Here is a 25,933-nt window from a genome sequence, read left to right on the forward strand (position 1 = left end):
AATATACATACAATTATGGGGGATTAGGATGAAAAGGCACAGGCATACAACAACCGGAATTATTATGTTGGGATTTCTTCTAGGGGCTGCGGCAGGTACGATCTGCCTTTTACTTCCAATCAGTTTAAAGCCGGGCTGTAAGGTTGATTTTTTTGACGCTTTATTTGTTGCCATGTCAAGTGTCTGTGTCACAGGACTGTCAACTGTCAATGTGGGACAAACCTTTTCAGCTTTTGGCCAGGTGGTCCTGCTGTTTTTGATTCAGTTTGGAGGACTGGGGATAGTCACCTTCACAACACTGGTGCTGTGTCTGTTTCATCGAAAAATCACTTTGGCGGACAGGATGGTGATTCAAAATGCCTATAATCTGGACACTTTATCGGGGCTGGTGCGGCTGACCATGCGGATTTTCAAGGTGACGCTTGGGCTGGAAGGACTGGGCGCCGTGGGCTATGCCCTGGTATTTATTCCGGAATATGGGGTAAAGGGAATCTGGTACAGTATTTTTCATGCGGTGTCCGCTTTTTGCAACGCGGGAATTGACCTTTTAGGAGGAAACAGTTTTTGCAATTATGTGGACAATGGTATGGTGAATCTGGTTACTATTTTTTTAATTATTGTCAGCGGCCTTGGTTTTCCGGTTTATTGGGAGATCCTAAGGGTGCTGTGTCCGCACAAAAATACGGACGGCCATATATATAGCCGCAAAATGAACCTGCAGGCAAAGATTGTTCTTGTAACCACCTTTTCTCTGATTTTGTCAGGCACTATATTGACTCTTCTTTTTGAATACAATAATCCGGATACATTGGGAAAAATGGGATGGGGCCAAAAGGTGATGGCGGCGCTGTTCCAATCGGTTACGCTCCGCACAGCCGGATTTGCAACAATTGGACAGGAGGCTTTCAGACCGGCGTCCAGCCTGGTATATCTGGTTTTAATGTTTATCGGAGGTTCGCCGGCAGGAACAGCGGGGGGCGTTAAAACAGTGACCATTGTTCTTTTGCTTGCATCTATGTTTGCCAATATCAGCGGAAAAAGGGATGTGAGTATCATGCACAGAAAAGTTGCGGACGAGACCATCAGGAGATGTGTGGCGATTGTCACTTTCAGTTTTTCTGTGCTGTTGGTGCTGACAACGGCGCTTCTAGCAGTTCAGAACAGCAATTTTTTGGATACTGTATATGAGATGACTTCGGCAATTGCAACGGTGGGATTGTCAAGGGGGCTGACCGGCAGCCTGAATTCTGTGGGTAAGCTGATTGTCACCCTGACCATGTTTCTGGGTCGGATTGGGCCTATCACCCTGGCGCTGGCATTTAACAGCAATCACACGGGGAAGGATTTTTCCTACGCGGGAAGTAAGGTCATCATAGGGTAAGAAGGATTCGGGGGGTAAAAGTATGAAAAAAAGCGTACAGAAAGAGTACATAGTAATCGGACTTGGAAGATTTGGCAGTAATGTGGCAAAGCAGTTGGAAGCCAATGGGTGTAGAGTGCTTGCCATTGATAAAAATGAAAACAGGATAGGGCAGATTGCAGATTATGTAACCCTTGCCATGTGTGTGGATGTGAAAAACGAGGAAGTTTTAAAGGAGCTGGGAGGGAGAAACTTTGATGGGGCAGTTATCTCCATTGGGCATAGTCTGGACGCTTCGGTGCTGGCTGCTATCTGGGCCAAGGAGCAGGGGATCAAACAAATTATTGCCAAGGCTTATGACGATATGCAGGGAAAAATTCTGACCAAAATAGGCGTAGATGAAATTGTTTATCCGGAGAGAGAAATGGGAGTGCATCTGGCCAATAATCTTGCCTTCAACAATCTGTTTGATGCAATTGAATTGACATCGGAGTATTCCATTGCGGATGTGGGAACCCTGGACAGCTGGACGGGCAAGAGCCTTAAGGAATTGAAGATTCGTGAAAAATATGGGGTGAATGTAATTGCCATTAAACGGGGAGGGGCATTGATTATCAACCCGCCGGCGGATGAGCCAACGAAAAAGAACGATGTTTTCGTACTTTTAGGGCTTAACAGTACCTTGAAAAAAATTGCCAATGCATTTAGTTCCCAACGAAAGTAAAAATTGTTACTGCTCAAGGCTTTGCCGGCACACAGCGTCCCTTGAAATTGATTCCCGCGGGCAGCAAGCCAAAGGGCATGCTTGCAGTGGGGCGCTGGATTTTGTGATATGCAGCAGCTGTGTATTGCGTGAGAATATGATTCAAATTATCGTTATGTAGGGATAGGATATTCGCTTTCATCTATTCCTGCATTTTTTTAGTTTCCGGTACAAAGTAAAGTACATAGTAATAAAACAAGCTAGTCCGCCAATGGCATTGGATATGGGTTCCGCCAGAAAGACTCCGTCCACGCCGAAGCCGAGCGTTGGCAAAAAAACAGTCAAAGGAGCCACGATTACCGCTTTGCGGAGCAGAGAAAAGAAAACCGCTTGTTTGGAATAGCCAAGGGCCGTAAAAGCTGCCTGGCCGGAAAATTGGAAGGACATGAAAAAGAAACCAAAAAAGTATAGCCGTAGTGCACCGGTTCCGGCATCCAGCATAGCTGCATCTGTGGTAAAAACGGAGAGCAGAAGGTGGGGGGAGCATATGACAACCAGCCATGCAGCCATTGTATATAAAATACCGATTATGGAGGTAAAACGAATCCCCTGGCAGACTCGGTCATATTGCTTTGCGCCATAATTATATCCCAATACCGGCTGGGAGCCGCTGGTAAGACCGCCGACCGGAAGGGAGAGGATTTCCCGTACGGAATTAATGACGGTCATGATGCCTACGTATAAATCTCCGCCATATATTTTTAAGGTGGCATTGCAGACCACCTGTACCAGGCAGTTGGTAGCCTGCATGATAAAGCCTGACATACCTAAGGGAATAATTTCCCGCATCAATTTTAAATCTATCTTTAGATTCTGCTTTCTAATTAATAAACCGGCTTGTGGAGCATGGCTGCGTCTGATGGGCGGATTATCCGCTTTTTTGGTCAGAAAGCGCAGGACCCAAATACAGGATACGATTTGACTCAGTACGGTGGCAAGGGCTGCTCCGGAAACGCCCATCCGGAAATAAAAAATAAACAGAGGATCTAAGATTAAATTTAACAAAGCGCCTATAAGGGTTGTCATCATGCCAATTTTAGGAAATCCTTGGGCATTGATAAAGCCGTTCAGGCCGGTTGAGAGCATGGAAAAGGAAGTGCCCAGCAGATAAATTTTCAGGTATGCGTCCGCATATATGTAAGATGCATCGCTGGCACCGAATAAGTATAGAATGGGTCTGCTCAGCAAATAGCAGAAAAGCAGAATAATCAGAGAAGAAAGCAGCAGGAGGGAAAAAACATTTCCCAGTATCTTTTCCGCCCGCGTTTCTTCTTTGGCGCCTCTGGCAATGGAAAAAAGCGGAGTTCCGCCTGTGCTAAAAAGGTTGGTGAAAGCGGCAATCAGAGTAGTCAGGGGAAAGGCAAGGCCAATGCCGGTCAAAGCCAGGCTGTCCGCTCCCGGCAGGTGGCCGATGTAAATACGGTCCACCACGTTATATAAAAGCTGTACCAGTTGTGCAAGCATAAGAGGAATGGACTGACTGATAATGTTGCGCCATACCTTCCCCTTAGAAAAATCGTTTGTCATAGATTTACTCATCCCTCCATACGGAAAACCGGTTGCGATTCACGGCCTAAAATGCGCATGATGGCGCATGTTGTGGAACGTGATTACTATTACAATAAGCTGGATCGTGAAGCACGGCAGCGTTTGTTCCTATAAGGATGGCCGATAAAGCCTGGCATCCATTGTTCTATAATCATAGCATTTTTACGTTTGGTTCGTCAATCGCACGTTGATATGCCGTATAAGCTGATATATAATTATAACAAATGCCCTCTGAAAAGATGATGTGGCAGCTAACAGGAATCATTTTCAAATGGATCAAGCAGGAAAGAATGGAGGATCAAAATGAATGCGGTGCAGAAAATAACGTATTACGATAAGGAAACGGGAAAAGTTTCATGGGAAGAAAAACGGCCGGAGGCGCTTTATGAGGCGGCATTAGACAGTCAGATCGAATCTAATGTAGTTGGTCTGTACCCGGATTATCTTTTTCAGGAAATAGACGGATTTGGCTGTGCTATGACAGAAACGGCCTGCTATCTTTTATCTAAGATGACGCCGGAAATCAGAAAAGAAGCCTTAGAGCGCTGGTTTGGAGATATAGGAGTGAATGCAAAATTTGTGAGAATCCACATTGACAGCTGTGATTATTCCCTGGAGGAATACCAGGCGGTGAAAGATCCCCTTAAGGACCCTGTGCTTACTACCTTCTCTATCAGCCGGGATAAAAAGCATATTATTCCTGTGGTGAAGGAGGCAATGGAGCTCTCTAAGGAACCGGTTTCTATTTTGCTGAGCCCCTGGTCGCCTCCGGTACAGTGGAAGACGCCCCCGGAAATCAAGAAAAATGATGCTGCCGTTTATGGCGGAAAAGAAAGCAGCGTAGATTTGACCAAACCTAACCGCTGCTTTGGCGGGCGGTTAAAACCGGAGTATTATGCTTCATGGGCAAAATATCTGGTAAAATTTATACAAGCTTATCTGGCGGAGGGACTGAATGTGACGATGCTTTCCATCCAGAACGAAGCCAATGCCGTCACCAGCTGGGACAGCTGTGTCTGGACGGGGGAGGAGGAAAGGGAATTTCTGGAAGGCCATCTGTATCCGGCTATGAAAGAAGCCGGGCTGGATAAAAAGATAGGCCTTTATATTTGGGATCACAATAAGGAGAGAATGGTTGAACATATTGACGAGGTGATGAAAGGAGAGGCCGCAGATATGATTGAAGGCTTTGCCTATCATTGGTATACGGGAGACCATTTCGAGGCCCTGTCTTTGCTTGGGGGAAGGTATCCGGACAAGGTTTTGATGCACTCGGAAAGCTGTGGACTGCATATTCCGGGCAAAGTAATTGCTTTTGACTTACCCAGGGAAGAATGGGCGGGACTGCCGCCGGAAGTGCAGGAGCTTTTAAAATTAACGCCCCTGGAAGTGGATTTCCAGGATGCAAAAAACTATGCCCATGATATCATCGGGGATATCAATCATGGAATGAACCGGTGGATCGACTGGAATATGATTGTGGACCGAACAGGGGGACCAAGGCATGTGCCCGGAGGTTTTGCCGCGCCGATGATTGCGGAGGAGGACGGAAGCTATACTTGCACGGTAAGCTATGAGTACATTCGCCAGATTGCACAAACCATCCGGCCTGGCGCAAGGCGTATGGGAATCAGTGTGTATGGACATGAGGTAGAAGGCACAGCTGTAAAAAATCCGGACGGCACAGTGGGAATCGTGTTGCTGAATCAGCAAAAGAGCCAGCTGCCTGTAGCGCTTCGCATGCAGGGGTATTTATGGAAAATTACACTGCCTGGGGAGACGTTAAGCACCGTGGTTCTCTGCGGGGATAATGAGTAAGGGATAAGAAATAAGGAAACGTTTAGGGAGCATTTGGAAATGGAGGAAAAATGGAAAGTTGGAAGAAAATATGGGGTTACATCCCAATTGATTTTGGCGCCCGGATAGGCGCGGCGGAAGATATTACCCAGAAAATCCGTATTAAAAATAATGTGGGTGGTAGTGCGGTTAAAATTAAATTTTCCAATCTGTATGACCAGTATGCGCTTTTGTTAGAACAGGTCAATGTAGGAAGGGTTGATAAAAAAAGTGGTCAGATTACCGAAAGTGTAAAGGTGACTTACCAGGGAAATACACAGATCAAGGTGCCTGCCGGACAGGCATTTTACAGTGACAGCATCCCGTTTTCCATAGAAGCAAACGAGGATTTGGCGGTGTCTGTTTACCTTAAGGGGAGACATGAGATTTATAGCTTATGCCAGACCTGGAGCGCTAAGGGGTGGCAGAGCAGCTTCTTTCAGGGAAACCGGGCGGAAGATACGGAGCTGTCAGGAAGGTCAACCTTGGAGATGTTCCCCTTTTTTGCTTATGATGAGCATGTCTGCAACGGGGCCTTTGGCATAAGCGGTGTGCAGATTTTGACAAAGGAGGATTTGGCGGTGGCAGCATGTTTTGGAGATTCCATAACCCATATGTCCTATTATTTTGACCCCCTGCAGGACATTCTTTACCAAAAGTATCCGGGGAAGATTGCGCTGGTTAACTGCGGAATCGGAGGAAACCGGGTTCTGTATGACGCCAGTTATGTAAAAGATATGCCGGGCTGTGGAAGATGCTTTGGAAAAGCGGGGCGGACCAGATTTGAAGAAGACGTATATGGGGATATGGTACCTGAGCTTGTGTTTTTGATGGAGGGGATAAATGACTGTACCCATTGGATGGATTTTGGCCTGGAAGGGCAGAGGCCTACCGGGGCAATGATTTTTGAAGGGCTTAAGTCCATGATCAAGCTGGCCCATGAGAAAAACAGCAAGGTCTGTATCAGTACGGTCATGCCCTTTGCAAATGACAGTGAAAAGGCCATGGGACGGCCGGAAAGCATCAGGCAGGAGCTGAATGCTTTGATTCGCGCCCATAAGGATTTGGCGGAGGGATTTGTGGATTTGGACGAGGTGGTCAGAAGGCCGGAGAATACACATTTCATGAAAGGCGGACTGCATTTGGGAGACGGCCTGCATCCAAACGAGGCGGGCGGTAAGGTGATTGCGGATGCGATTGGGGCAAAGATTTCGCTAGCCGCCTCTTTGGAGCCTTTTAAAAGCTATTTGTAAGATAGTAAATAAAAAGCAATGCGGAGGTTGGCATGGAGAAGGTAGCAGGTAAATCTATTTTAAAAGGAATCGCAATCGGTAAAATCTTGTTTTACCGGAAAGGACAGCTGCTGGTAAAGCGTGAGAAGGTGGAGGATGTTGCCGCGCAGAAAGTGCGTTATGAGGAAGCAAAAAGGAAAGCAGTCAGTCAGTTAAATGTACTTTACCAGAAAGCGGTAAAGGAAGTGGGGGAAGTAAACGCCGGTGTTTTTGAAGTGCAGGCAATGATGGTGGAGGATGGGGATTACGTGGGTTCCATTCTGAATATCATTGAATCGGAGCAGGTAAACGCAGAGTATGCGGTGGCCACTACAGGAGACAATTTTGCCAAAATGTTTGCCGAAATGGAAGACGACTATTTTAAGGCCAGGGCAGCGGATGTTAAGGATATTTCCGAACGAATCATCAATGCACTGGCCGGTCAGGAAAGCAGCGGCGATTTAGGAAAAGACCCTGTGATTGTGGTTGCGGATGATTTGGCGCCAAGCGAAACCGTGCAAATGGACAAAGATAAACTGCTGGGATTCGTCACCCGCTATGGTTCTTCCAATTCCCATACGGCAATTTTGGCAAGGACTATGAATATTCCGACCCTGATTGGTGTGGATATTAAGGAAGAATGGAACGACAAGCTGGCTATTGTGGACGGAAACGAAGGGGTGATGTATATTGAACCTGACGAGAAAACTTTAGAGCAGCTTAAGGCGCTTAAGGAAGAAGAAGAAAAAAGCAAAGAAATGCTCCAGAGCTTAAAGGGCAAAGAAGACATTACCCTGGATGGAAAAAAGATAAAGCTGTATGCCAATATTGGCGGCGTTAAGGATGTGGCAAGTGTACTTGCAAATGATGCGGCCGGTATCGGGTTATTTAGAAGTGAGTTTTTGTATCTGGAGGCCGAGGATTATCCAAGCGAGGAAAGTCAGTTCCAGGCATACAAGACGGTTGCTCAGAATATGGCCGGGAAGAAAGTAATTGTAAGGACCCTGGATATTGGCGTCGATAAGCAGATTGGATATTTCAATCTGGACCATGAGGACAATCCGGCAATGGGATACCGTGCAATCCGTATCTGCTTAGACCGTATCGAAATATTTAAAACTCAGCTGCGTGCGCTGCTGCGGGCCAGTGCATTCGGCAACATTGCTATTATGTATCCCATGATTATTTCGGTAAACGAGGTGCGCCAGATAAAGGAAATCGTGGAATATGTTAAAAAGGAGCTGGATGTACAAGGGGTTCCCTACGGAGAATTTGAACAGGGCATTATGATAGAAACCCCTGCCGCGGTCATGATCAGCGATTTGCTGGCGGAGGAAGTGGATTTCTTCAGTATTGGGACAAATGATCTGACACAGTATACGCTGGCCATTGACAGGCAGAATATGAAGCTGGATAACATATATGATTCTCACCATCCGGCGGTGCTGCGCATGATTCAGATGACTATAGAGAACGGGCATAAACATGGGTGCTGGGTAGGAATCTGCGGAGAGCTTGGGGCGGATCTGTCCTTGACAAAGACATTTATCAGGATGGGAATTGATGAGCTGTCCGTGTCTCCTTCCTTTGTACTGCCGGTTCGGAAGAATATACGGGAAACGAAGCTTTCATAAATGACAAAGCGGCCACCGGGAAATATGCGGGTTCCGGTTTGGAAGGATAGCAGGGGAAAAGAGAAAAGAAAAAAGCCGGAAACTATCTTGTAGTTTCCGGCTTTTGATATGAATTAAGGGTTTGTTAAGTAAAATTTGTAAGTTTTTTTGTTTTTATCAGCTCCCCAATTACAATATGTAATCATTTCATTTCTCGTTCATCATGGGCGTTCATGACGAATAATCTTAAAGATTCCTGATGCATGAAGCATCTGAATGACCATAAAAAGAATCAGGGAATCAATGGGCCACATCACGGCATTCTTAAGCAGACGGGCAGGTAAAAGAGCCATAAATGCTTTTCCATACAAAAGCGATATCCACAGCGTATTAAAGAATATATTACAGACAAGTACTACCGTTAGCTTGGCGATTAAAATTCTTGGCAGGGATAAAGGCTTTTTGTACATAAAACTGCCGAAAATAAGACCGGCCAATATGGCGTCAAAGGTAAAGCCGGGGAAAAATACGCCTGTGGGCTTCACCAGATATTTGATGATATCCAGCGCGCCGCCAAAGCATCCTCCCACCACAGGGCCGAAAAGGCAGTCCACTATCCGGTTAGGAATACCGGAAAAGCCAATCTTAATGTAGTTCCCAATCTCAATAGAAGTAAAAGCGCTCAGCGCAATGGCAATTGCAGCCATCAGCCCGCAGATAGTCACTGTGCGGAGCTGTTTTATTTCCTGGTAAGACTGAGTGAACAAAGTTGCTAATTTTTGCATAAAAAATTACCTCCTTTGCAGAACTCATACTACTACAATAGGAGATAACATCTCAAATTGCAGCGGGATGCGACCTGTGTACCGCAAGAACTGGACGATTCTGACCATTCTTTTCGTCCGGCTGACAACTCCCTGTTCAACCGGCACTTAACGCACACAAATCTACTCTGCATGTTTTCGTATTGGTCACAATATGCCTGACATGTTGGGAAATCAAAAGATTTTTGTCTGCCTGGCAGTATTGTGAGGTTGTTAAGTTTCTGTAGATGATTATATGCACAAACCTGAGAAAAAGCAAGGATTATTTTTGGCAGACTGCATATTTCCTATGCATTTGTGCATAAAAGACTTTCTGCTTCCGCAAAATCTTCTTCAGTATAGCCGAAAGAAATGATCTGTTCTTTTGTAGCATCGGCTTTAATCATCCTTTCAATGGCATTAAGCCGTTCCGTTTTAATACTCTGCCCTTTGATATTTTCAGATAAATTGCACATAGTTTGTATTCTCCCTTCCAGTTCGGTTGTCATTATCATTCCGTATTCCTCTGTAAGAATGCGTTTCTTTTCACCCGCGCTTGTCTGGGAAAGTAGTTTCTCCAGCATGGAAATATCTTTAAATTCCTGAACAGCATATTTTAATATCCGTGACAGTATTTGCTTATCTGCAAGCAGGAACTTAACATTTGTATCATAGGAACTTGAGTCATGTGTTGCCTTAACCGCCTGTGCTAAATTAGTGTCTTCCATCTTTATTTCTTTCCTCTGTATACGTTTATCATAGCAAGATTTTCTCAAATCGTAGAAATTCCTGTTGCACTGTTTATATTATACTTGAATTGCGAGATATTATCAATGGTTCCTGCTTACAAAGGATGATTACTCGTAACAGTTCGTTGCTTTTCACATACAATTACCGAATCATGTTTTACGTGCGCAGCCAAGCGTATTGAAGGTTCCCAGTTTTTGCTCCTTTACATCACTGTCTGTATGTATTAGGATCCACAAATCCAAATAAATCCCTTCATTGGCGCCATAATCCAAATGACTTTTAATACCATACTCAGTAGTCGTTAAAGGCATATGTGTAGATTTTTCAATGGTGTAATTCACGCTCCTTAAATTCAATCTATTAGACTTTAAAATATTATAAATTTTGATAAATGAATCTGCTGTTGTCATAGGCTTATCCAATTTTTTATCTTTTATGGAGGATATTTTACCATTTTTTGAGACATTTTCATTTGTGGTTTATTAAGGCATTATCGCAAATGTTTATATATTTCCACTTCAGTAAAGATTTTTCATTGACAAATGTCATTTTATCAGGTATAGTATATTACATAAATGCAAACGTTTGCATTTATATTTTTACAGTCCAACGCAAACGTTTGCGTAAAAAGATTGCTGTGAAAAAATTTTACGGACAAATTTGTGCCAATACTCTAATATGCGGGAGGTTGGCAGTATGGAGAATTTTATGGCAGTTACAATTAAAGACATTGCAAAAAAAGTAGGCGTAAACCCATCTACCGTATCTAGAGTGATTAACGGAACGGCCGCCATATCCGAAGAAACGAAAAAGAAAATCACGGCGGCTATGAAAGAGCTGGACTACCACCCCAATATTCAGGCAAGGAGCCTTGTCAATGGCAGTACTTTTACGATAGGCCTTGTAATGGATGCAGGAAACAGTGATGCTTATGCCAATACCTTTTTTATTAAATCCGTCACCGCTATTGAGGAGGTGACCCAGCGCCTGGGGTATAACCTTCTGATTACCAATCATACGGAGCGTGAAAAAGGTAATGCGGTTAGAAATCTGGTTCTGGAACACAAGATAGACGGAATTATCTTACCTGTATCCGGAATTACGGAAGATTTAATAAGCCTTTTGACTGCAAACCATTTTCCTTTTGTCGTTATGGGCGAGCCGGATGAATCCTATATAGGTCGTAATTGGGTAGATATGGACAACGAAGAAGGCGGACGGCTTGCAGTAAATCATCTTTTGCAATGCGGTTATCGTCATCCGGTCCTTTTTGTAGAAAACAAAGGTACCATTTTTGAGCAAAAGCGAATCCGGGGATTTTTGGAAGAACTTCGGATTAACGGATTATCCCCATCCAAAAACGACATTATAGAAAGCGGCGTAAACAGGACGGAGATTGCAGATAAGATAAAATTACTTTTAGAAACATACCGGGAAACTGACAGTATAATTTGTACGAATAATATGGTTGCATATCATGTACTGCAAAAATTGAAACAAAAAAATATATCCGTACCGGAACAGATTGGTATAATCACTTTTGACAATTACCCTTTGGCCGAATACCTTGACCCGCCTCTCACTGCTGTGGATATTGATACTTATCTTCTGGGGGAGCGGGCGGCCAGTACATTATTTGATATGATTAAACATCAGGACAGAAAGGAGGAATCTATTTTAATCGAAACCAAAATTATTGCAAGGAAATCTACGGGAAAGAGGTGGTAACGTGTGAACAAAGAGGCAGTTTTGCATGGCAATACAGAGGATTTTGTTTATCCAACGGCCAGAAATCAATTGGTTTTCAGGATACGAACTGCCAAAAAAGAGTTACGGGAATGCAAGATTATTTATTGGAACAGGGACGATGGAATTACAAAAGAACAGAGCATGGAATGCTATGCCAGAGACGGATTATTTGATTATTTCCAGGGCAAAATTACTTTTAAGAAAGTTGCCAGATATCAGAAATACTATTTTTATTTAGAAGATATTCATGGGGAAATATGGTATTTTTCAACTTATGGAATCGGGAATATGCCACCGCAAAGCGGATTTTTTGAATATCTGTATGCAAATGGAAATGACGTAATCGCAACTCCCGGTTGGGCCAGAGGCACAATCTATTATCAAATATTTCCGGAACGTTTTTATAACGGAGATTATGGCAACGACCCGGTAAATTCAGAAACATGGGGCACTGTGCCAACCAGAGAAAACTATATGGGAGGTGATTTGGCTGGAATCAGTCAAAAACTCCCTTACTTGAAAGAGTTGGGCGTGGAATGCATTTACCTGAATCCTGTCTTTGAGGGGGATTTTAACCATAAGTATGCAACCACGAATTATTTCCGTATCGACCCAATGTTTGGAACAAATGAGGAATTTAAGGAACTGGTCAGGCAGTGCCATTTACAGGGGATCAGAGTTTTATTGGATGGTGTTTTTAACCACACGGGAGTGAATTTCCCCATCTTTCAGGATATCCTGAAAAATCAGGAGCAATCAAATTATTTGGACTGGTTTTTGATAGAAAAATTCCCTGTAACCATTTCCAAGGATCGCTATGAATGTGTGGGCGCCTATCCTTATATGCCTAAATTAAATACGGCAAATCCGGAAGTCCGAAACTATATTATAGATGTAATGGATTACTGGCTCAGGGAGTATCAGATTGATGGATGGCGGCTGGATGTGGCGGACGAGGTGGACATTGGTGTCTGGGAAACGGCGCGGCTGGCCTTAAAGGAAAAATATCCTGAATGTATATTAATTGGAGAGACTTGGGGATATGGCGGCAGACAGCTGAAAGGAAACCAGCTGGATAGTGTGATGAATTATTTGTTCCGTGATGCTCTTTGGGATTATTTCGGCAGAAAAGAAATCTCTACAGAAGTTTTTGACAACCGCATCAACACCATAATTGCTTTGTATAAGGAGGAAACCTGTCAGCTTTTGTACAATCTCCTGGACAGCCATGATACGGAAAGATTTTTACATATTTGCGGAGGAGATAAAAGAATCTTAAAGATGGCCGCAGCATTCCAGATGCTGTTTGTGGGTTCGCCTGCAATCTATTACGGTGATGAGGCCGGAATAACCGGCGAAAACGATCCGGATTGCCGAAGGTGTATGATATGGGACGGACAGGCGGATCAAGATCTTTTTCAATGGTATCAGAAAATAATTTCTTTTCGAAAAACCTATTGCTGCATCAGAGAAGGTTCATACCGGACAATTTTGGCGGATTCTGAGGAATCGGTTTTTGCATTTATCAGATATTATGAGGAAAAAGGAACTAGTGAAATAATCTATGCCTTGTTTAACAACAGCTCCGGACAAAAGAAAATTTTCTGCCCCATGCTGGAAACCGGGGAATATGTGGAGCTGTTATCGACCGGAGAGGAGTTATATCAGGCAAAGCCTTTGACCGGGCGCTTTTACAATCAGGACATAACAGCTTATAAGGCGGCAATTTTTGTGGAAATGCAGCCATATGCTGTTAAGGTAATAAAGAAAAAGGAGGGTACTAATCAATGAAGAAAGGCAAAAAAGTACTGGCGGTTTTACTCACAACTGCGACTTGCTTGGCGGCGTTGGCAGGATGCGGTAATTCTGCGCCAGTACAAACGGAAAACGACTCTGAAAGTCAGGAAACTACCAATGTAACAGACCAGGTGATGTCAAACACAGATACATCTGCTCCAGATCCATCCGATGGGGAGGAAAAAGAAGTAACTATCGACTTCTGGCATCATTACAGCGCACAGTCTGCTGAAAATGATACGCTGATGAATGTGCTGATTCCCCAATTTGAGGAAGAAAACCCCGGCATTAAAGTAAATGCAGTATCCCACGAATGGGGCGACCTTCATGAGAAAATACTGATAAGCGCACAGTCCGATACCCTTCCCGATGTGGGCCGATTAGACAGTGCATGGATACCTGAATTTGAAAAAATGGGTATCTTAGTTGCCCTTGATGAGGAAATGCCCGATTATAGTGATACGGCTGCCGGGTTACTTGACAGCGCAATGAGCACCGCAAGCATTGGCGGACATTCCTATGGTTTAGCTCTCAATACGAATTCTAAAATTTTATTTTACAATGTACAGGCGCTGAATGACGCTGGAATTGATGTTCCTAAGACCATGGATGAATTTGCAGCAGCTGTAAAAGCGCTGTCCGGCACCAATGAAAACGGCCAACAGGTGTGGGGCTATAATGAACCGGCCTTAGCCGGGTGGAACTTATGCCCCTTTATTTGGAGTATGGGCGGAGCCATTACCAATGAGGACGAAACAAAAGCATCCGGTTATATCAACAGCCCTGAAACAATAGAAGCAATCCAGACGCTGGCAGACCTCTATGCGGAGGAAACTATCACCGGATGGAACAGCGGAGATATCCCTATGACAGATGGCTTCGGTACCGGCAGATACATGATGCTGCTGGAAGGACCATGGAAAATTGCTGAAATGGAAGGCGCATACCCTGAGTTTGAATATGCAACCGCCCCAATTCCGGCTGGCAAAAGCGGCTCCATATCAGTCCTTGGCGGTGAAGATATCTCCATGTTCAACAGTGCAAATAAAGATGCCGCATGGAAATTTATGAAATTCATGACCAGCCCCTTTGCTCAGGAAGAAATGGCTAAATGCGGACAGATTCCGGTCAATAAAGAGGCTCTGGAATCTGACACCGTTAAAGAAGCCGATTTTGCACCGTTTGTCGATGCTATCACTACAGCCAAATCCCGTCCGACCACCGCATGCTGGTCAGAAATGGACAGCGAGCTTTCCGTTGCCGTAACAGCAGTCATGAATGGAGAAAAAACTGCAAAAGAAGCAATGGATGAATTGGCTGTGAAATTCGATGGGATGTTGGCCGAATAACTTAAAATAATTATATAAGATGCAAGTTTAAAAGTCAAATGGGGCCGGCTAAGGGCCCCATAGTAACGATTCAGCCAGACTGAACTGTTACGCCCCATAAAGAAAGGATCTATATGCAAACTTCCAGGAAAGGGAAATTTCAAATTGGACTGCTGCTTTTACCAGGGCTGCTGATATTCGGCATTTTTACGGTATATCCTATTATTAAGCTTTTTGTTATGAGTTTTTTTGAGTGGGATTTTGGGAGTATTTCCGGCCAGAAGTTTATTGGCCTTGAAAATTATAAAGAAGTGATTCAAGACAGTTATTTCCGAACCGCATTTATCAATTCAATTGTCTATACCTTTGTGACCGTACCAGGTCAGATGATTCTTGGATTTTTAACTGCTTTTCTGATTCATCAGGTCACTCGTTTTAAAGTAGGCTACCGGGTGTTATATTATCTTCCGGTGATTACATCATGGGTAATCGCCTCGCTGGTATTTAAATATGTTTTTAACACGGAAGGCCTGCTTAACTGTTTTCTTGTCAATGTAATCCATGTGACCGCAAAAAATATCCGCTGGCTGGATACCAGGTGGAGCGGACTTTGGATCTCTATGTTCCTTGGCATCTGGAAAGGCATTGGCTGGAATATGGTTGTGTTTCTTGCAGCCCTTCAGACAGTACCAACAGATTTATACGAGGCTGCTGCCATTGATGGGGCAAATGCGCTGGAGAAACTTTTTCATGTGACCCTTCCCTGCATTAAAGGAACAATACTGTTTGCCCTTGTGATGCTGACCATAGGAGGTTTTAATGTATTTACCTCCATAAAAATGATAACAGGAGGAGAGCCGGGGCATAAAACGGATGTGGTTCTTACATGGATGTATTATAAAGCATTCAGTACAGGGGCGTTTGGCTATGCCGCAGCGCTGTCATTTATTATAACCGTTGTGCTGGCGGCGCTGGCGCTGGTCCAGTTTCGGATGATGCGGCAAAAAAGTTAGGAGGCGAGTATGAAAAAGAAAAACATTATCCAGGTTATTCTGCATCTTTTTTTGGTCGGTGCGCTCATAGTTGTTGTGCTGCCAATGGTTTATATGGTAAGTACATCCCTAAAGCCAAATGGTGCGCTATATGAATATCCGCCCCGGTTCCTTCCTGGCTTTGATGAAATTACGATTGAAAATTATCTCTATGTTCTTGGACAGGGGAAATTTTATATCAACTTTTTCAACAGTATTTTTGTGGCGGTCTGTACAGTTTTGCTGGCCGCACTGATTGCTTCGGCATTGGGATATGTAATTGCCCGTTTTGCATTTCCGGGAAAGAATTTTTTGTTTTCCTTTATTGTACTTACGATGATTATTCCCGGGCTCACGCTTATCATTCCCCAATATCAGTTAGCGGTAAAACTAAAAACGATTAATTCACTGGCAGGACTGATTCCTTTTTATACGGCATGGACGATTCCTTATTCCACCTTTATGATCAAAGGCTTTGTGGAAAACATTCCAAGGGAATTAGACGAAGCGACCTATATGGACGGCGGCAGTGTTCTTACAGTGTTTGGGAGGATTATTATTCCCTTGGCGAAACCTGGGATTGCCTCCGTATCAATTTTTAATTTCCTTACGGCCTGGGAAGAATTTCCATGGGCCAATACGGTAATCAATGATAATATAAAACGCACCATTCCGATTGCAATATCCGGTTTTTTTGGACAACATCAATTTACCCAATGGGGATATGTATTTGCGCTGTCAGTTTTTAGTCTGCTGCCTATATTAGCTGTTTTTATTTTTTGCCAGAAGTTTTTTGTAGCAGGACTGACAAGCGGAAGTGTGAAAGGATAGGCGATATAAGCGGACAGCCGGTTTTACCGGCTGTCCGTTCTTTTTACAATAAGCTGACGTACAAGCATGATAGCGCTTGTTCACATAAAGATGTTCCGCGAAGTGTGGCATACTTTGTCATTTTCCACAACTGAAATATGGTAAGCCCCCCTGCCTGTTCCATTGTTCTTTCTGCAAAATTTAGAAGTTCTTAAGAAATGATGCAGGAAGTTATTTAGGTTTTTGAGGTAATCTCTTTTCATAATCCGTTATAGAGAGCAAATGGTAATCATTTTGTCCGGCCGGTAAAGGTTCTGTGAAGGGCAGACAGACCGTTGTGTGGGACCTGGCTTGATGGTTATAGTGCATCATATTTGAACGAATGCTTAAGGTCAAGATGTTTGACAGAATGGAGGAGTGAAATGACGCTGGATGTAATCATGCAATATTTTACAAGATATGGAGGAATTGCAATTTTCGTGATCGTATTGTTGGAGTATTTGAACTTGCCGGGATTTCCTGCAGGCGTTATCATGCCGCTTGCAGGCATATGGGCGGCTAAGGGGAATATAGCGTTTATACCGGCGCTTATTATCACAGTGGCGGCAGGACTTACCGGCAGCCTGATTTTGTATTATCTGGGATACAAAGGCGGCGAACTGTTTTTACAAAAATACTTAAACAAATTTCCAAAGCAAAGGCCGATGATAGAGGAAAAGCTTGCATGGATACGAAAAAAAGGGAGCGTTGGTATTTTTTGCAGTAAGCTGATTCCCATGGTAAGGACATTGGTTTCCATACCGGCAGGGGTATCAAAGATGAATCTGGTCCAGTATACGGTGAGCTCCACGCTGGGCATATTGGTATGGAATCTGTTTTTTGTAGGGGCAGGGTATTTTATGGGAGATGCCGTTTTAAATTACTTCATGTAAAAATTTTCAAACACACGCTATGAGTATAAATTTTAGGTGGAGAAGGGAGCATGGTGTTAACATGAAAATCGCAATGATGACAAACAATTATAAACCGTTTATAGCAGGGGTGCCTGTTTCCATAGAAAGACTGACGAAAAGCCTGCGGGCGCTGGGGCATGAGGTAGTGGTTTTTGCCCCATCTTATGAGGAGCAGGAGGAAGAAGAAGATGTGGTAAGGTATAGAGCACTTTTGCAGGGCGTGGTATGTGGGTTTTCCGTGCCGGACAGTCTGGATTTGAAAATAGAGCGCAGCTTCAGGGAGGGAAACTTTGATGTGATTCATGTACATCACCCTATGCTGATTGGACGCACCGCGCGGTATTTATCCTGGAAATATCATGTACCGCTGGTGTTTACTTATCACACCCGATATGAACAATATCTGCATTATGTGGGTCTTTCCGGTTTAAAAAGGATAATGCCGGCATATGTGAGGAGCTATGGAAGGCGCTGCGATATGGTTTTTGCGCCAACGCCTATGATGAAAGAATATTTGGAGCAAATCAGGTTAGAGGCGCCGGTAAAGGTGGTGCCTACCGGCCTTCAAGAGGACAGTTTTTATCCGGATGGGCACCGGGCTTGGGAGATAAGGCAGCAGCTGGCAGGAGATAAAAAGTATCTGTTTTGCACTGTGGCAAGGCTTGCGAAGGAAAAGAACCTGGAATTTCTGCTTGAGAGCATGAGACTGTTTAAGGAGGCTTGTGGGAGCAGCTTCCGCCTGGCGTTTATCGGAGATGGCCCGGAGAAAAGAAATCTGGAAAAAAGAGCGGCTGCCCTGGGGCTTTTGGAGGAAATCATCTTTTTAGGAAAGATACCCAATGAGGATGTGAAAAATTATTGTCATGCATCGGATTTATTTTTGTTTTCCTCCTTGTCGGAAACACAGGGGATTGTATTGCTAGAGTCCATGGCGGCGGGGACGCCGGTGCTTGCGCTGCGCGGCAGCGGCACAACAGACGTGGTGGTAAACGGGCAAAACGGGTATATGACAGAGGCTTTTGAGGCAGAGTTTGCAGGTAAGCTGATGGATATTCTGGAAAAGAAGGAAATTGACTTTTTGCGGCAGGGAGCTGTCAGGACAGCAGCACATTACAGCAGCGCAAGGATTGCCAGGGCGGCAGTGGCGGCTTACACCGAGGCTATTTATGGAAGGGCGCTGAAAGAGAGAAGGAGATTTGGAGGAAGAAGCAGAAATATGGTATACTCTGGTTAGTGTGAAGAAAAGATTAAAAACGCTAAGGCGTCAAAGAACGCCGCCTAAGAACAACGAAAGCTTCACACTAAGGATACCTTGAAAGCGCCTTAAATGCGGCATTTTTCATGGAGTTAAGACATTGAAATCAAATTTACAAACAACGGAAATGGGGCAAGGGAGAATGGAAACATATCATATTTTAATTGTGGAGGATGATAAGGAAATCAGGGAAGGAATTGAGATTTATTTAAAAAACCAGGGATACATTGTATTTCAGGCCGCAGACGGAGTGGAGGGACTTGAAAAAATCAAACAGGAGGAGATACATCTTGCCATTGTGGATGTTATGATGCCTAGAATGGACGGGATTACCATGATGATGAAGGTGCGGGAGTTAAGATACGAATTTCCGGTTATCATGCTCTCAGCCAAGTCTGAGGAAGTGGATAAAATCATGGGATTGAATATGGGGGCGGATGATTATGTGACCAAGCCCTTTACCACCATGGAGCTGCTTGCCAGGGTCAACTCCCATTTGCGAAGGTATGGGAAATTTTTGGAGGCGGTGGGGGAGAAAAGCCAGAATAAGAAGGTTCATGTGATTGGAGGACTGGAGTTAAATGAGGAGAGCGTGGAGGTCAGCGTGGATGGCAGGCCCGTGAAACTAACGCCTCTTGAATTTAAAATTTTGATGCTGCTTATGAAAAATCCGGGCAGGGTATTTAGCGCCGAGGAAATCTATGAGAGGGTATGGAATGAGCAGGCAATCAATACGGATACTATTATGGTGCATATCAGGAAAATTCGGGAAAAGATAGAAATCAATCCGAAGGAACCAAAATACTTAAAGGTGGTGTGGGGCGTTGGATACAAAATCGAAAAGCAGTAAAAAATTTAGTTTTCTTGCAGCAGGGGTAGCGGTGATGCTGGCTGTGGCAGGGTTTATGGCTTGTTACCCTGTTTTTGAAAAACAGGCGGCTAATAATTATACGGCTCCTTCAAGAAGTGGAGAATTGCTGCAGTATTTTTATAGGGGTAACCTTGTCCTTTATAAAAATATGCTGGATAAGGTGCGGAAAGAGGAAGTTAGCTTTGCAGACTTGTATCTCAAAACGGAGGAAGAAAAATTTCCCGAGGAGGAAGAATTTTCAGGGGAGGAAGCCGGCGATATTTATGAGGTTTTGGGAGAAAGGACGATTGAGGAGTATAAGGATGCTTTGGCAAGAGCCGTAGACGCTATAATGGAAGAATGGGAAAGCCATGCTATGAATGTCATTTTCAAGAATATAGATTACTGTGTGGTGGACCATAAAACAGGGGAGATTATAAAAAATACGGGCAGAAGTATTGAAGCCCTTTATAAAGATAAAAGCCGTGAGGACGAGGATGTACCTTACGTCTACTATGTGATGATGGCTTATGACGAAGCGGGAAATCTTAAAGATATTTTCGTGAGAGATGAAAAACCTGACGAGCTTTTAAAAAACACGCAGAGCATTATGTCAGGTAAATGGCTTGCAAATTATTTGTCGGAGTATGGCTATCGTTACAATCTGGTGAATGCCAATACGGTTTACTTTAATGTGGGACAGGAAAAGCTGACTTACCGCATTGACGAAAGGCCTAGGGATATGACCTTTATTTATGCCTGCACGCAGCAGCAGAAGGACGACCTTATGGCCATATGGAAGGATGACAGCTTTTTGCGGACATACCGGAACGAAATGTGGTGGGCATACGTCCAGGCAGGTGCGGTAAATATATACCAGATTATCCTTGCCGTGCTTGCAATTACAGCTCTTTTCCTGAGTAGAATAAAGGGGTACTGCCTTCATCGGATGTCAGGAGCGCAGATGCACTTGGAGATCAGTCTGCCGGCGATAAGCTGTATGATCTGGGGATTGGAATTCTTAATCATGGAACTGGTATATTTCTCCAACAATGGATTTTTTACAGGAATATTAGCCGAATATCTTGATTTTGTGACGGAAGAAAGTATGCTTATGCTGGGCGGATGCATCAATGTGTTTGCGCTTACGCTGATTTTTGGAGCCTGGTTTTATCTGATTACCACCTTTGGCGAGGTCTTTGATCTGGGGCTTAGGGAATTTATAAAGGAGCGCTCCTTGCTTATTCATATAATAGGTTGGTTGATTGGCAAAACCAGGAAAAAAGCAAATCAGTTCAAGGAAGAAGTTTTGCATGTGGATTTGGGAGGAGAGACAGAGGGAACTGTCAGAAAGCTGGTTTTGATCAATTTCCTGCTTCTGGCCGTAATGTGCGTGATGTGGATGTTCGGCTGGATTGTGCTGGTGATTTATACGGCAGTCCTTTATATTGGACTGAAAAAATATGTAAACAAAATACAGGAACAGTACGGAAAACTTCTTACGGCTGCCAGGTCTGTTGCAAACGGCAATTTGCAAACAAAGTTCGAGGATGACTGGGGGGTGTTTGAATCCTACAAGGAAGAACTTTCCAAAATCCAGAATGGCTTTAGGGCGGCGGTGGATGAGGAGGTAAAGAGCCAGAAAATGAAAACGGATCTGATTACAAATGTATCCCATGACCTGAAAACGCCCCTTACGGCTATCACCACATATATTGAGCTTTTAGGAGAAGAAAACATTACGCCAGAGCAAAGAAAGGAATACTTACAGGTACTTTCCAAAAAATCTGACCGGCTGAAATTTCTGATAGAGGATTTGTTTGAGGTGAGCAAGGCAAGCAGCGGAAATGTCACGCTCAATCCTGTGGACGTGGACATTTGTCATCTGATGCGGCAGGTTTATTTGGAATATGAAGACAAGGTGGAAGATGCGGATTTGTTTTTCCGGTTCCGGATGCCTGAGGAAAAAGTGATTTTGCAGCTTGACAGCCAGAAAACTTACCGTGTATTTGAGAATCTCTATGTGAATATCCTAAAATATGCAATGCCCCACACAAGGGTCTATGTCAGCGCCCAAAAAACAGAAGCGGGAATCCATATCGAATTAAAGAATATGTCCGCGGCGGAGCTTAACATTCCGCCCCAGGATCTGACAGAACGGTTTGTGCGTGGGGACAGCTCCAGAAATACGGAAGGGAGCGGCCTTGGACTGGCGATTGCCAAATGCTTTGTAGAGCTGCAGGGAGGCGTGATGAAGGTGGAAATAGACGGGGATTTATTTAAAGTAGTGATAGACTGGTAAAATCGGGAATCTTGCCAAATAATGCGCTTGAAATGAGGGGAAAATTATTTGGCAGTAAAAATGATATACTTGAAAGGCGCCGGCTGCCGCGTGTTCCTCCGGGATAGACATAAAAGTGAACCGAGACACCGGCAATACGGTCTAAGCCGCACTCCTCCCGGAACCGACACCTGTTTTATTATACAATAGGGTGGGGAGGGGGGCAAGGCCTCCACGAATTTTTAAAGTTGCCATTTCTTTCATTTTTTGCTAAAATAACTTTGCATCAGGCGATGGAAATGAGAAATCTGTCTATATTTTCTATCATAATTCTATCAAGTATGTTTTATAATCAAATTGTCTGTTTCGGACAGTAATTCCATTTAAAATAAATTATAGCTTATGTTTTTTTGAAAAGTATTTGCGGTAAAAAAAACGGCAGTACATTGCCTGAAATTTGCTTTTGACATATAATATAGACAGTTTCTCAATATAGCTGGAAAAGGATTGTCTAAAGAGGAGAAGCAGTGTATGGAATCAGTTTTGTATGCCTTTGCCTGTAAGTTCCTTAAGGAGAATGAGCTTAGTGAGATTAAGGAGGTGTTTCGTATGACTGTGCTGGGTGAAATGATATGGCATGATGGAGAGAAGAAAGGAATTGAGAAAGGAATTGAAGCATTGATTTTAGACAATCTGGAAGAAGGAATCCTGAAAGACAGAATTCTTTTAAAGCTGGCACGGCGGTTCGGATTAACACAGGAGCAAGCGGAGAGCTACTTTGTGAGATTTGCAGGAAACAGGCAATAGGGCATGTTCAGTTGGATTTAATGCTACAAAGCAGTGACATGGAGGAATAGGCACGGAAGATGAAATTTAATTTGAATAAGCAACAGCTGTTAAAACAATATTTTGGGTATGATACCTTCCGGGAAGGGCAGGAGTATCTGATTGACAGTATTTTAGAGGGAAGGGACGTGCTTGGCATTATGCCTACCGGAGCAGGGAAATCCATATGCTATCAAATTCCGGCTCTTTTGATGGATGGAATTACGCTGGTGATTTCGCCGCTTATTTCGCTGATGAAAGATCAGGTAGAAGGTTTAAACCAGGCGGGGCTCCATGCGGCATATTTAAACAGCTCCCTCACCATGGGACAGTACAGGAAAGCCCTTGCTTATGCGAAGGAGGGAAGATATCCTATTATTTATGTAGCGCCGGAGCGGCTTTTGACGGAGGAATTTTTAGATTTTGCATTGCATACATCCATTGTTATGGTGGCAGTGGATGAGGCCCACTGCGTTTCCCAGTGGGGCCAGGATTTCCGCCCAAGTTATTTAAAAATTACGGAGTTTATTGAAAAGCTTCCGGCGCGGCCGGTGGTGGCCGCTTTTACGGCCACGGCGACAAGGGAGGTAAAGGAGGATATCATTGATATTCTGCTACTCCAAAATCCGGCGCTTGTGACAACCGGGTTTGACAGAAAGAATTTGTATTTTGGCGTAATGGCGCCTAAGAACCGGTATGGGACAGTGAAAAACTATCTTGAAAATCATCCTCAAAGCAGCGGAATTATTTATTGCCTGACCAGAAAGGCGGTGGAGGAGGTCTGGGAAAAGCTTGTGCAGGACGGCTTTTGGGCGGCAAAGTATCATGCCGGGCTCAGCGACAGGGAGAGAAAGAATAGCCAGGAAGATTTTATTTACGACAGGAAACCTTTGATGGTAGCCACCAATGCCTTTGGCATGGGGATCGATAAATCGAATGTCCGATTTGTGCTTCATTATGGGATGCCCAAGAATTTAGAGTCTTATTATCAGGAGGCCGGGCGCGCAGGACGGGATGGAGAGCCGGCAGAGTGTATCTTACTGTACAGCGGGCAGGATGTGGTTACCAATCAGTTTTTCATTGAGAACAATCAGGATAATCAGGAATTGGATGAGATGGTAAGGCAGACCGTTATGGAGAGGGATCGGGAAAGACTTCGGAGGATGACTTTTTACTGTTTCACCAATGAGTGCCTGAGGGATTATATTTTAAGATATTTTGGAGAATATGGAGAGAATTATTGCTCAAACTGTTCAAATTGTTTGACACAGTTTGAAAAAGTGGAAGTGACGGACTGGGCGAAGGCCCTGATTGGATGTGTGAGAAGCACGCGTCAGCGTTATGGAGCGAGCGTGATTATTGATACGGTTCACGGGGCGTCTACAGCAAAAATCCGCAACTACCACATGAACGAAAACTTTTACTATGGAATGCTTTCAAAAGTGCCCACTTATAAGCTGCACAAGGTGATGAATTATCTGTTATTGCATGAGTATCTGGCGGTAACAGATGATGCATATATGATTGTTAAACTCACAGAAAAATCAAGGTCGGTGCTTGAGGAAGACGAGCCTATTGTGATGAAGATGGCAAAGGATAAGGAGCCGGAGGTAAAAGTAAAATCAGGAAAAGCCAGGATTGAAAATGAAGCTGCAGACCGGAGTGTATTCGAGAAACTGCGCGCCCTGCGGATGGAGATTGCCCGGGAGGAAAAGGTACCTCCCTATATTGTGTTTTCGGATAAGACTTTAACCTACATGAGCATCATTCAGCCCAAAACAAGGGAAGAAATGCTGACCGTCTCAGGAGTAGGTGAATATAAGGTGGAAAAATATGGGGAGCGGTTCCTGGATTGCCTTAGGCAAATACAGACACTTCCGGAAGAATGATTGGGTGACGGTTTAAAGGATTTTTGATGAAAAACAGGTGGACTTTGGAAAATATGTGCCTTATGCAACCAGGATTTTATTTTATGTAGAAAGAAGTGATATAAAGTGGCGAATATTGAATCCTCAAAATTATTTCATTCCATTACGGAAAAAGAAACCGAGCGTATTTTAAAATGCTCCAAGTCCATTATGAAAAAATACCCTGCCGGTACTTATATTTTTGAGCAGGGAGGAATGCCTTCCAGATTGTTTTTACTTCTGGAAGGAGAGGTACAGATTTGTAAAGATTTTACTTCAGGCAAGAGGGATGTGCTGTATTTGGTGGAGGCCGGTAATGTGTTTGGGGAGATTTTTCTGTTTGGGGACAGAAAACATTATTGGTATGACGCGGTAGCAGTTACAGATGTGTCGGTGATGGAGATGCCATGGGATTTTTTTTATCATTTTTGCTCGAACGCATGTGACCACCATAAACAGCTCACACAAAATATGCTGGAAATTTTATCTGAAAATAATTTTAATATTACGCGGAAACTGCATATTGTAAGCACTTCATCCCTGCGGGAGAGGCTTGCTATTTGGCTGATTGATTCTATGGATGAAGAATGCGTTGTGAAGCTAAACATGAACAGAGAGCAGTTAGCCGATTTTCTGGGAGTAGCAAGACCATCGCTGTCCAGAGAGCTTATGCGGATGCAGAAGGACGGTCTGATAGAGGTGGACAGGAGAAAAATCAGGATTTGCGACAAGGATGCGGTGGAAATGCTGTATGGTTAGCGTAGGAAGATTGTTTCTCTAAAAATACATAAAAATTTTAAAAGTGTAACTAAGGTTACGGATTTTTTCAGAAAAAAAACATATGATAGAACCACAACAGATAAATAATATTGATAACCACAAAGCATATTGGGGAAAGGAGCAATTATTATGGCAACAAACACAGCACAGGTTGATAATTTAGTAAATCTTTTGGATGGGTATGCAGGAAAAGGCGGTCATCATTTGAACGTCAATGTTTTAAACAGAGATATGCTTTTAGATGCACAGAAGCATCCCGAAAACTATCCTCAGCTTACCATCCGCGTATCCGGCTATGCAGTAAACTTTATTAAGCTTACACCGGAGCAGCAGGCGGATGTTATTTCCAGAACATTCCATGAGGCTATGTAAGACGAAGTAACCGCTCAGGTTAGTGCTTTGCACTTGCTGCAAAGGGCTGCA

The 25,933-nt window shown here is 43.8% G+C and carries 22 protein-coding genes and 1 riboswitch; of the genes, 18 read left to right on the top strand and 4 right to left on the bottom strand.

Annotation, left to right across the window (positions count from 1 at the left end):
* The first annotated feature begins 28 nt into the window (after positions 1–28).
* Entirely contained in the window at positions 29–1,381 is a 1,353-nt protein-coding gene (locus tag D5281_RS06915) for a TrkH family potassium uptake protein (protein WP_160559437.1), read from the top strand.
* Positions 1,382–1,403: 22 nt separating this feature from the next.
* On the top strand, positions 1,404–2,084 hold the full coding sequence (locus D5281_RS06920; RefSeq protein WP_160559438.1) for a potassium channel family protein: 681 nt from the start codon (positions 1,404–1,406) through the stop codon (positions 2,082–2,084).
* 177 nt (positions 2,085–2,261) lie between these two features.
* Here the strand turns inward: D5281_RS06920 and D5281_RS06925 are convergent, their stop codons facing one another.
* Positions 2,262–3,650, bottom strand: a complete 1,389-nt coding sequence (locus D5281_RS06925) for an MATE family efflux transporter (protein WP_160559439.1) — start codon at positions 3,648–3,650, stop codon at positions 2,262–2,264.
* A gap of 324 nt (positions 3,651–3,974) precedes the next feature.
* On the opposite strand from D5281_RS06925, the gene D5281_RS06930 reads away from it, so the two are divergent.
* Genes D5281_RS06930 through ptsP form a run of 3 tightly spaced genes read left to right on the top strand, consistent with a single transcriptional unit; the run spans position 3,975 to position 8,412 of the window.
* The gene (locus D5281_RS06930) at positions 3,975–5,489 is read left to right on the top strand and encodes a glycoside hydrolase family 30 protein (RefSeq protein WP_160559440.1); all 1,515 of its coding nucleotides are present in this window, start codon (positions 3,975–3,977) and stop codon (positions 5,487–5,489) included.
* A gap of 50 nt (positions 5,490–5,539) precedes the next feature.
* On the top strand, positions 5,540–6,760 hold the full coding sequence (locus D5281_RS06935; RefSeq protein WP_160559441.1) for a GDSL-type esterase/lipase family protein: 1,221 nt from the start codon (positions 5,540–5,542) through the stop codon (positions 6,758–6,760).
* A 32-nt stretch (positions 6,761–6,792) separates the two neighbouring features.
* Positions 6,793–8,412, top strand: a complete 1,620-nt coding sequence (gene ptsP / locus D5281_RS06940; protein WP_160559442.1) for a phosphoenolpyruvate--protein phosphotransferase — start codon at positions 6,793–6,795, stop codon at positions 8,410–8,412.
* A gap of 200 nt (positions 8,413–8,612) precedes the next feature.
* Here the strand turns inward: ptsP and D5281_RS06945 are convergent, their stop codons facing one another.
* From D5281_RS06945 to D5281_RS06955, 3 genes are all read right to left on the bottom strand, one after another.
* Entirely contained in the window at positions 8,613–9,176 is a 564-nt protein-coding gene (locus D5281_RS06945; RefSeq protein ID WP_160559443.1) for a folate family ECF transporter S component, read from the bottom strand.
* Between the two features lie 58 nt (positions 9,177–9,234).
* Positions 9,235–9,348: riboswitch (THF riboswitch) on the bottom strand.
* Between the two features lie 154 nt (positions 9,349–9,502).
* Positions 9,503–9,922: a hypothetical protein gene (locus D5281_RS06950; RefSeq protein WP_277935216.1), complete on the bottom strand. Its 420-nt coding sequence runs from the start codon at positions 9,920–9,922 to the stop codon at positions 9,503–9,505.
* 171 nt (positions 9,923–10,093) lie between these two features.
* Positions 10,094–10,354 (bottom strand): hypothetical protein, encoded by a 261-nt coding sequence (locus tag D5281_RS06955; RefSeq protein ID WP_160559444.1) that lies wholly within the window; start codon positions 10,352–10,354, stop codon positions 10,094–10,096.
* Positions 10,355–10,640: 286 nt separating this feature from the next.
* Between D5281_RS06955 and D5281_RS06960 the strand changes: the two genes are divergently transcribed.
* The 13 genes from D5281_RS06960 to grcA3 all read left to right on the top strand — a co-directional run bounded on the left by D5281_RS06960 (position 10,641) and on the right by grcA3 (position 25,882).
* Entirely contained in the window at positions 10,641–11,672 is a 1,032-nt protein-coding gene (locus D5281_RS06960) for a LacI family DNA-binding transcriptional regulator (RefSeq protein ID WP_160559445.1), read from the top strand.
* A 3-nt stretch (positions 11,673–11,675) separates the two neighbouring features.
* Complete coding sequence (locus tag D5281_RS06965) at positions 11,676–13,484, top strand: alpha-glycosidase (RefSeq protein WP_160559446.1); 1,809 nt, start codon at positions 11,676–11,678, stop codon at positions 13,482–13,484.
* A complete protein-coding gene (locus tag D5281_RS06970; RefSeq protein ID WP_160559447.1) occupies positions 13,481–14,839 on the top strand; it encodes an extracellular solute-binding protein in 1,359 nt (452 codons plus the stop codon). The genes D5281_RS06965 and D5281_RS06970 overlap by 4 nt, the downstream gene beginning before the upstream one ends.
* 113 nt (positions 14,840–14,952) lie before the next feature.
* Positions 14,953–15,831 carry a carbohydrate ABC transporter permease gene (locus D5281_RS06975; RefSeq protein WP_160559448.1) on the top strand — a complete coding sequence of 293 codons (879 nt, stop codon included), beginning with the start codon at positions 14,953–14,955 and terminating at the stop codon, positions 15,829–15,831.
* Positions 15,832–15,840: 9 nt separating this feature from the next.
* Positions 15,841–16,680 carry a carbohydrate ABC transporter permease gene (locus D5281_RS06980; protein ID WP_160559449.1) on the top strand — a complete coding sequence of 280 codons (840 nt, stop codon included), beginning with the start codon at positions 15,841–15,843 and terminating at the stop codon, positions 16,678–16,680.
* Between the two features lie 401 nt (positions 16,681–17,081).
* Positions 17,082–17,591 carry a DedA family protein gene (locus D5281_RS06985; protein ID WP_160559450.1) on the top strand — a complete coding sequence of 170 codons (510 nt, stop codon included), beginning with the start codon at positions 17,082–17,084 and terminating at the stop codon, positions 17,589–17,591.
* Positions 17,592–17,652: 61 nt separating this feature from the next.
* Positions 17,653–18,846 carry a glycosyltransferase gene (locus tag D5281_RS06990; RefSeq protein ID WP_160559451.1) on the top strand — a complete coding sequence of 398 codons (1,194 nt, stop codon included), beginning with the start codon at positions 17,653–17,655 and terminating at the stop codon, positions 18,844–18,846.
* Positions 18,847–19,009: 163 nt separating this feature from the next.
* Positions 19,010–19,717 carry a response regulator transcription factor gene (locus D5281_RS06995; RefSeq protein ID WP_160559452.1) on the top strand — a complete coding sequence of 236 codons (708 nt, stop codon included), beginning with the start codon at positions 19,010–19,012 and terminating at the stop codon, positions 19,715–19,717.
* Positions 19,692–22,019, top strand: a complete 2,328-nt coding sequence (locus D5281_RS07000; RefSeq protein WP_160559453.1) for a sensor histidine kinase — start codon at positions 19,692–19,694, stop codon at positions 22,017–22,019. Before D5281_RS06995 ends, D5281_RS07000 begins: the two co-directional genes overlap by 26 nt.
* A gap of 510 nt (positions 22,020–22,529) precedes the next feature.
* Entirely contained in the window at positions 22,530–22,805 is a 276-nt protein-coding gene (locus D5281_RS07005) for a hypothetical protein (RefSeq protein WP_160559454.1), read from the top strand.
* A gap of 71 nt (positions 22,806–22,876) precedes the next feature.
* The gene (gene recQ, locus D5281_RS07010; protein WP_160559474.1) at positions 22,877–24,712 is read left to right on the top strand and encodes a DNA helicase RecQ; all 1,836 of its coding nucleotides are present in this window, start codon (positions 22,877–22,879) and stop codon (positions 24,710–24,712) included.
* A 105-nt stretch (positions 24,713–24,817) separates the two neighbouring features.
* On the top strand, positions 24,818–25,489 hold the full coding sequence (locus tag D5281_RS07015) for a Crp/Fnr family transcriptional regulator (protein WP_160559455.1): 672 nt from the start codon (positions 24,818–24,820) through the stop codon (positions 25,487–25,489).
* 150 nt (positions 25,490–25,639) lie between these two features.
* On the top strand, positions 25,640–25,882 hold the full coding sequence (gene grcA3 / locus D5281_RS07020) for an autonomous glycyl radical cofactor GrcA3 (RefSeq protein ID WP_120471397.1): 243 nt from the start codon (positions 25,640–25,642) through the stop codon (positions 25,880–25,882).
* Positions 25,883–25,933: the final 51 nt, after the last annotated feature.

It is taken from the genome of Parablautia muri (genome assembly GCF_009917485.1).
Classification (GTDB): Bacteria; Bacillota; Clostridia; order Lachnospirales; family Lachnospiraceae; genus Suilimivivens; species Suilimivivens muri.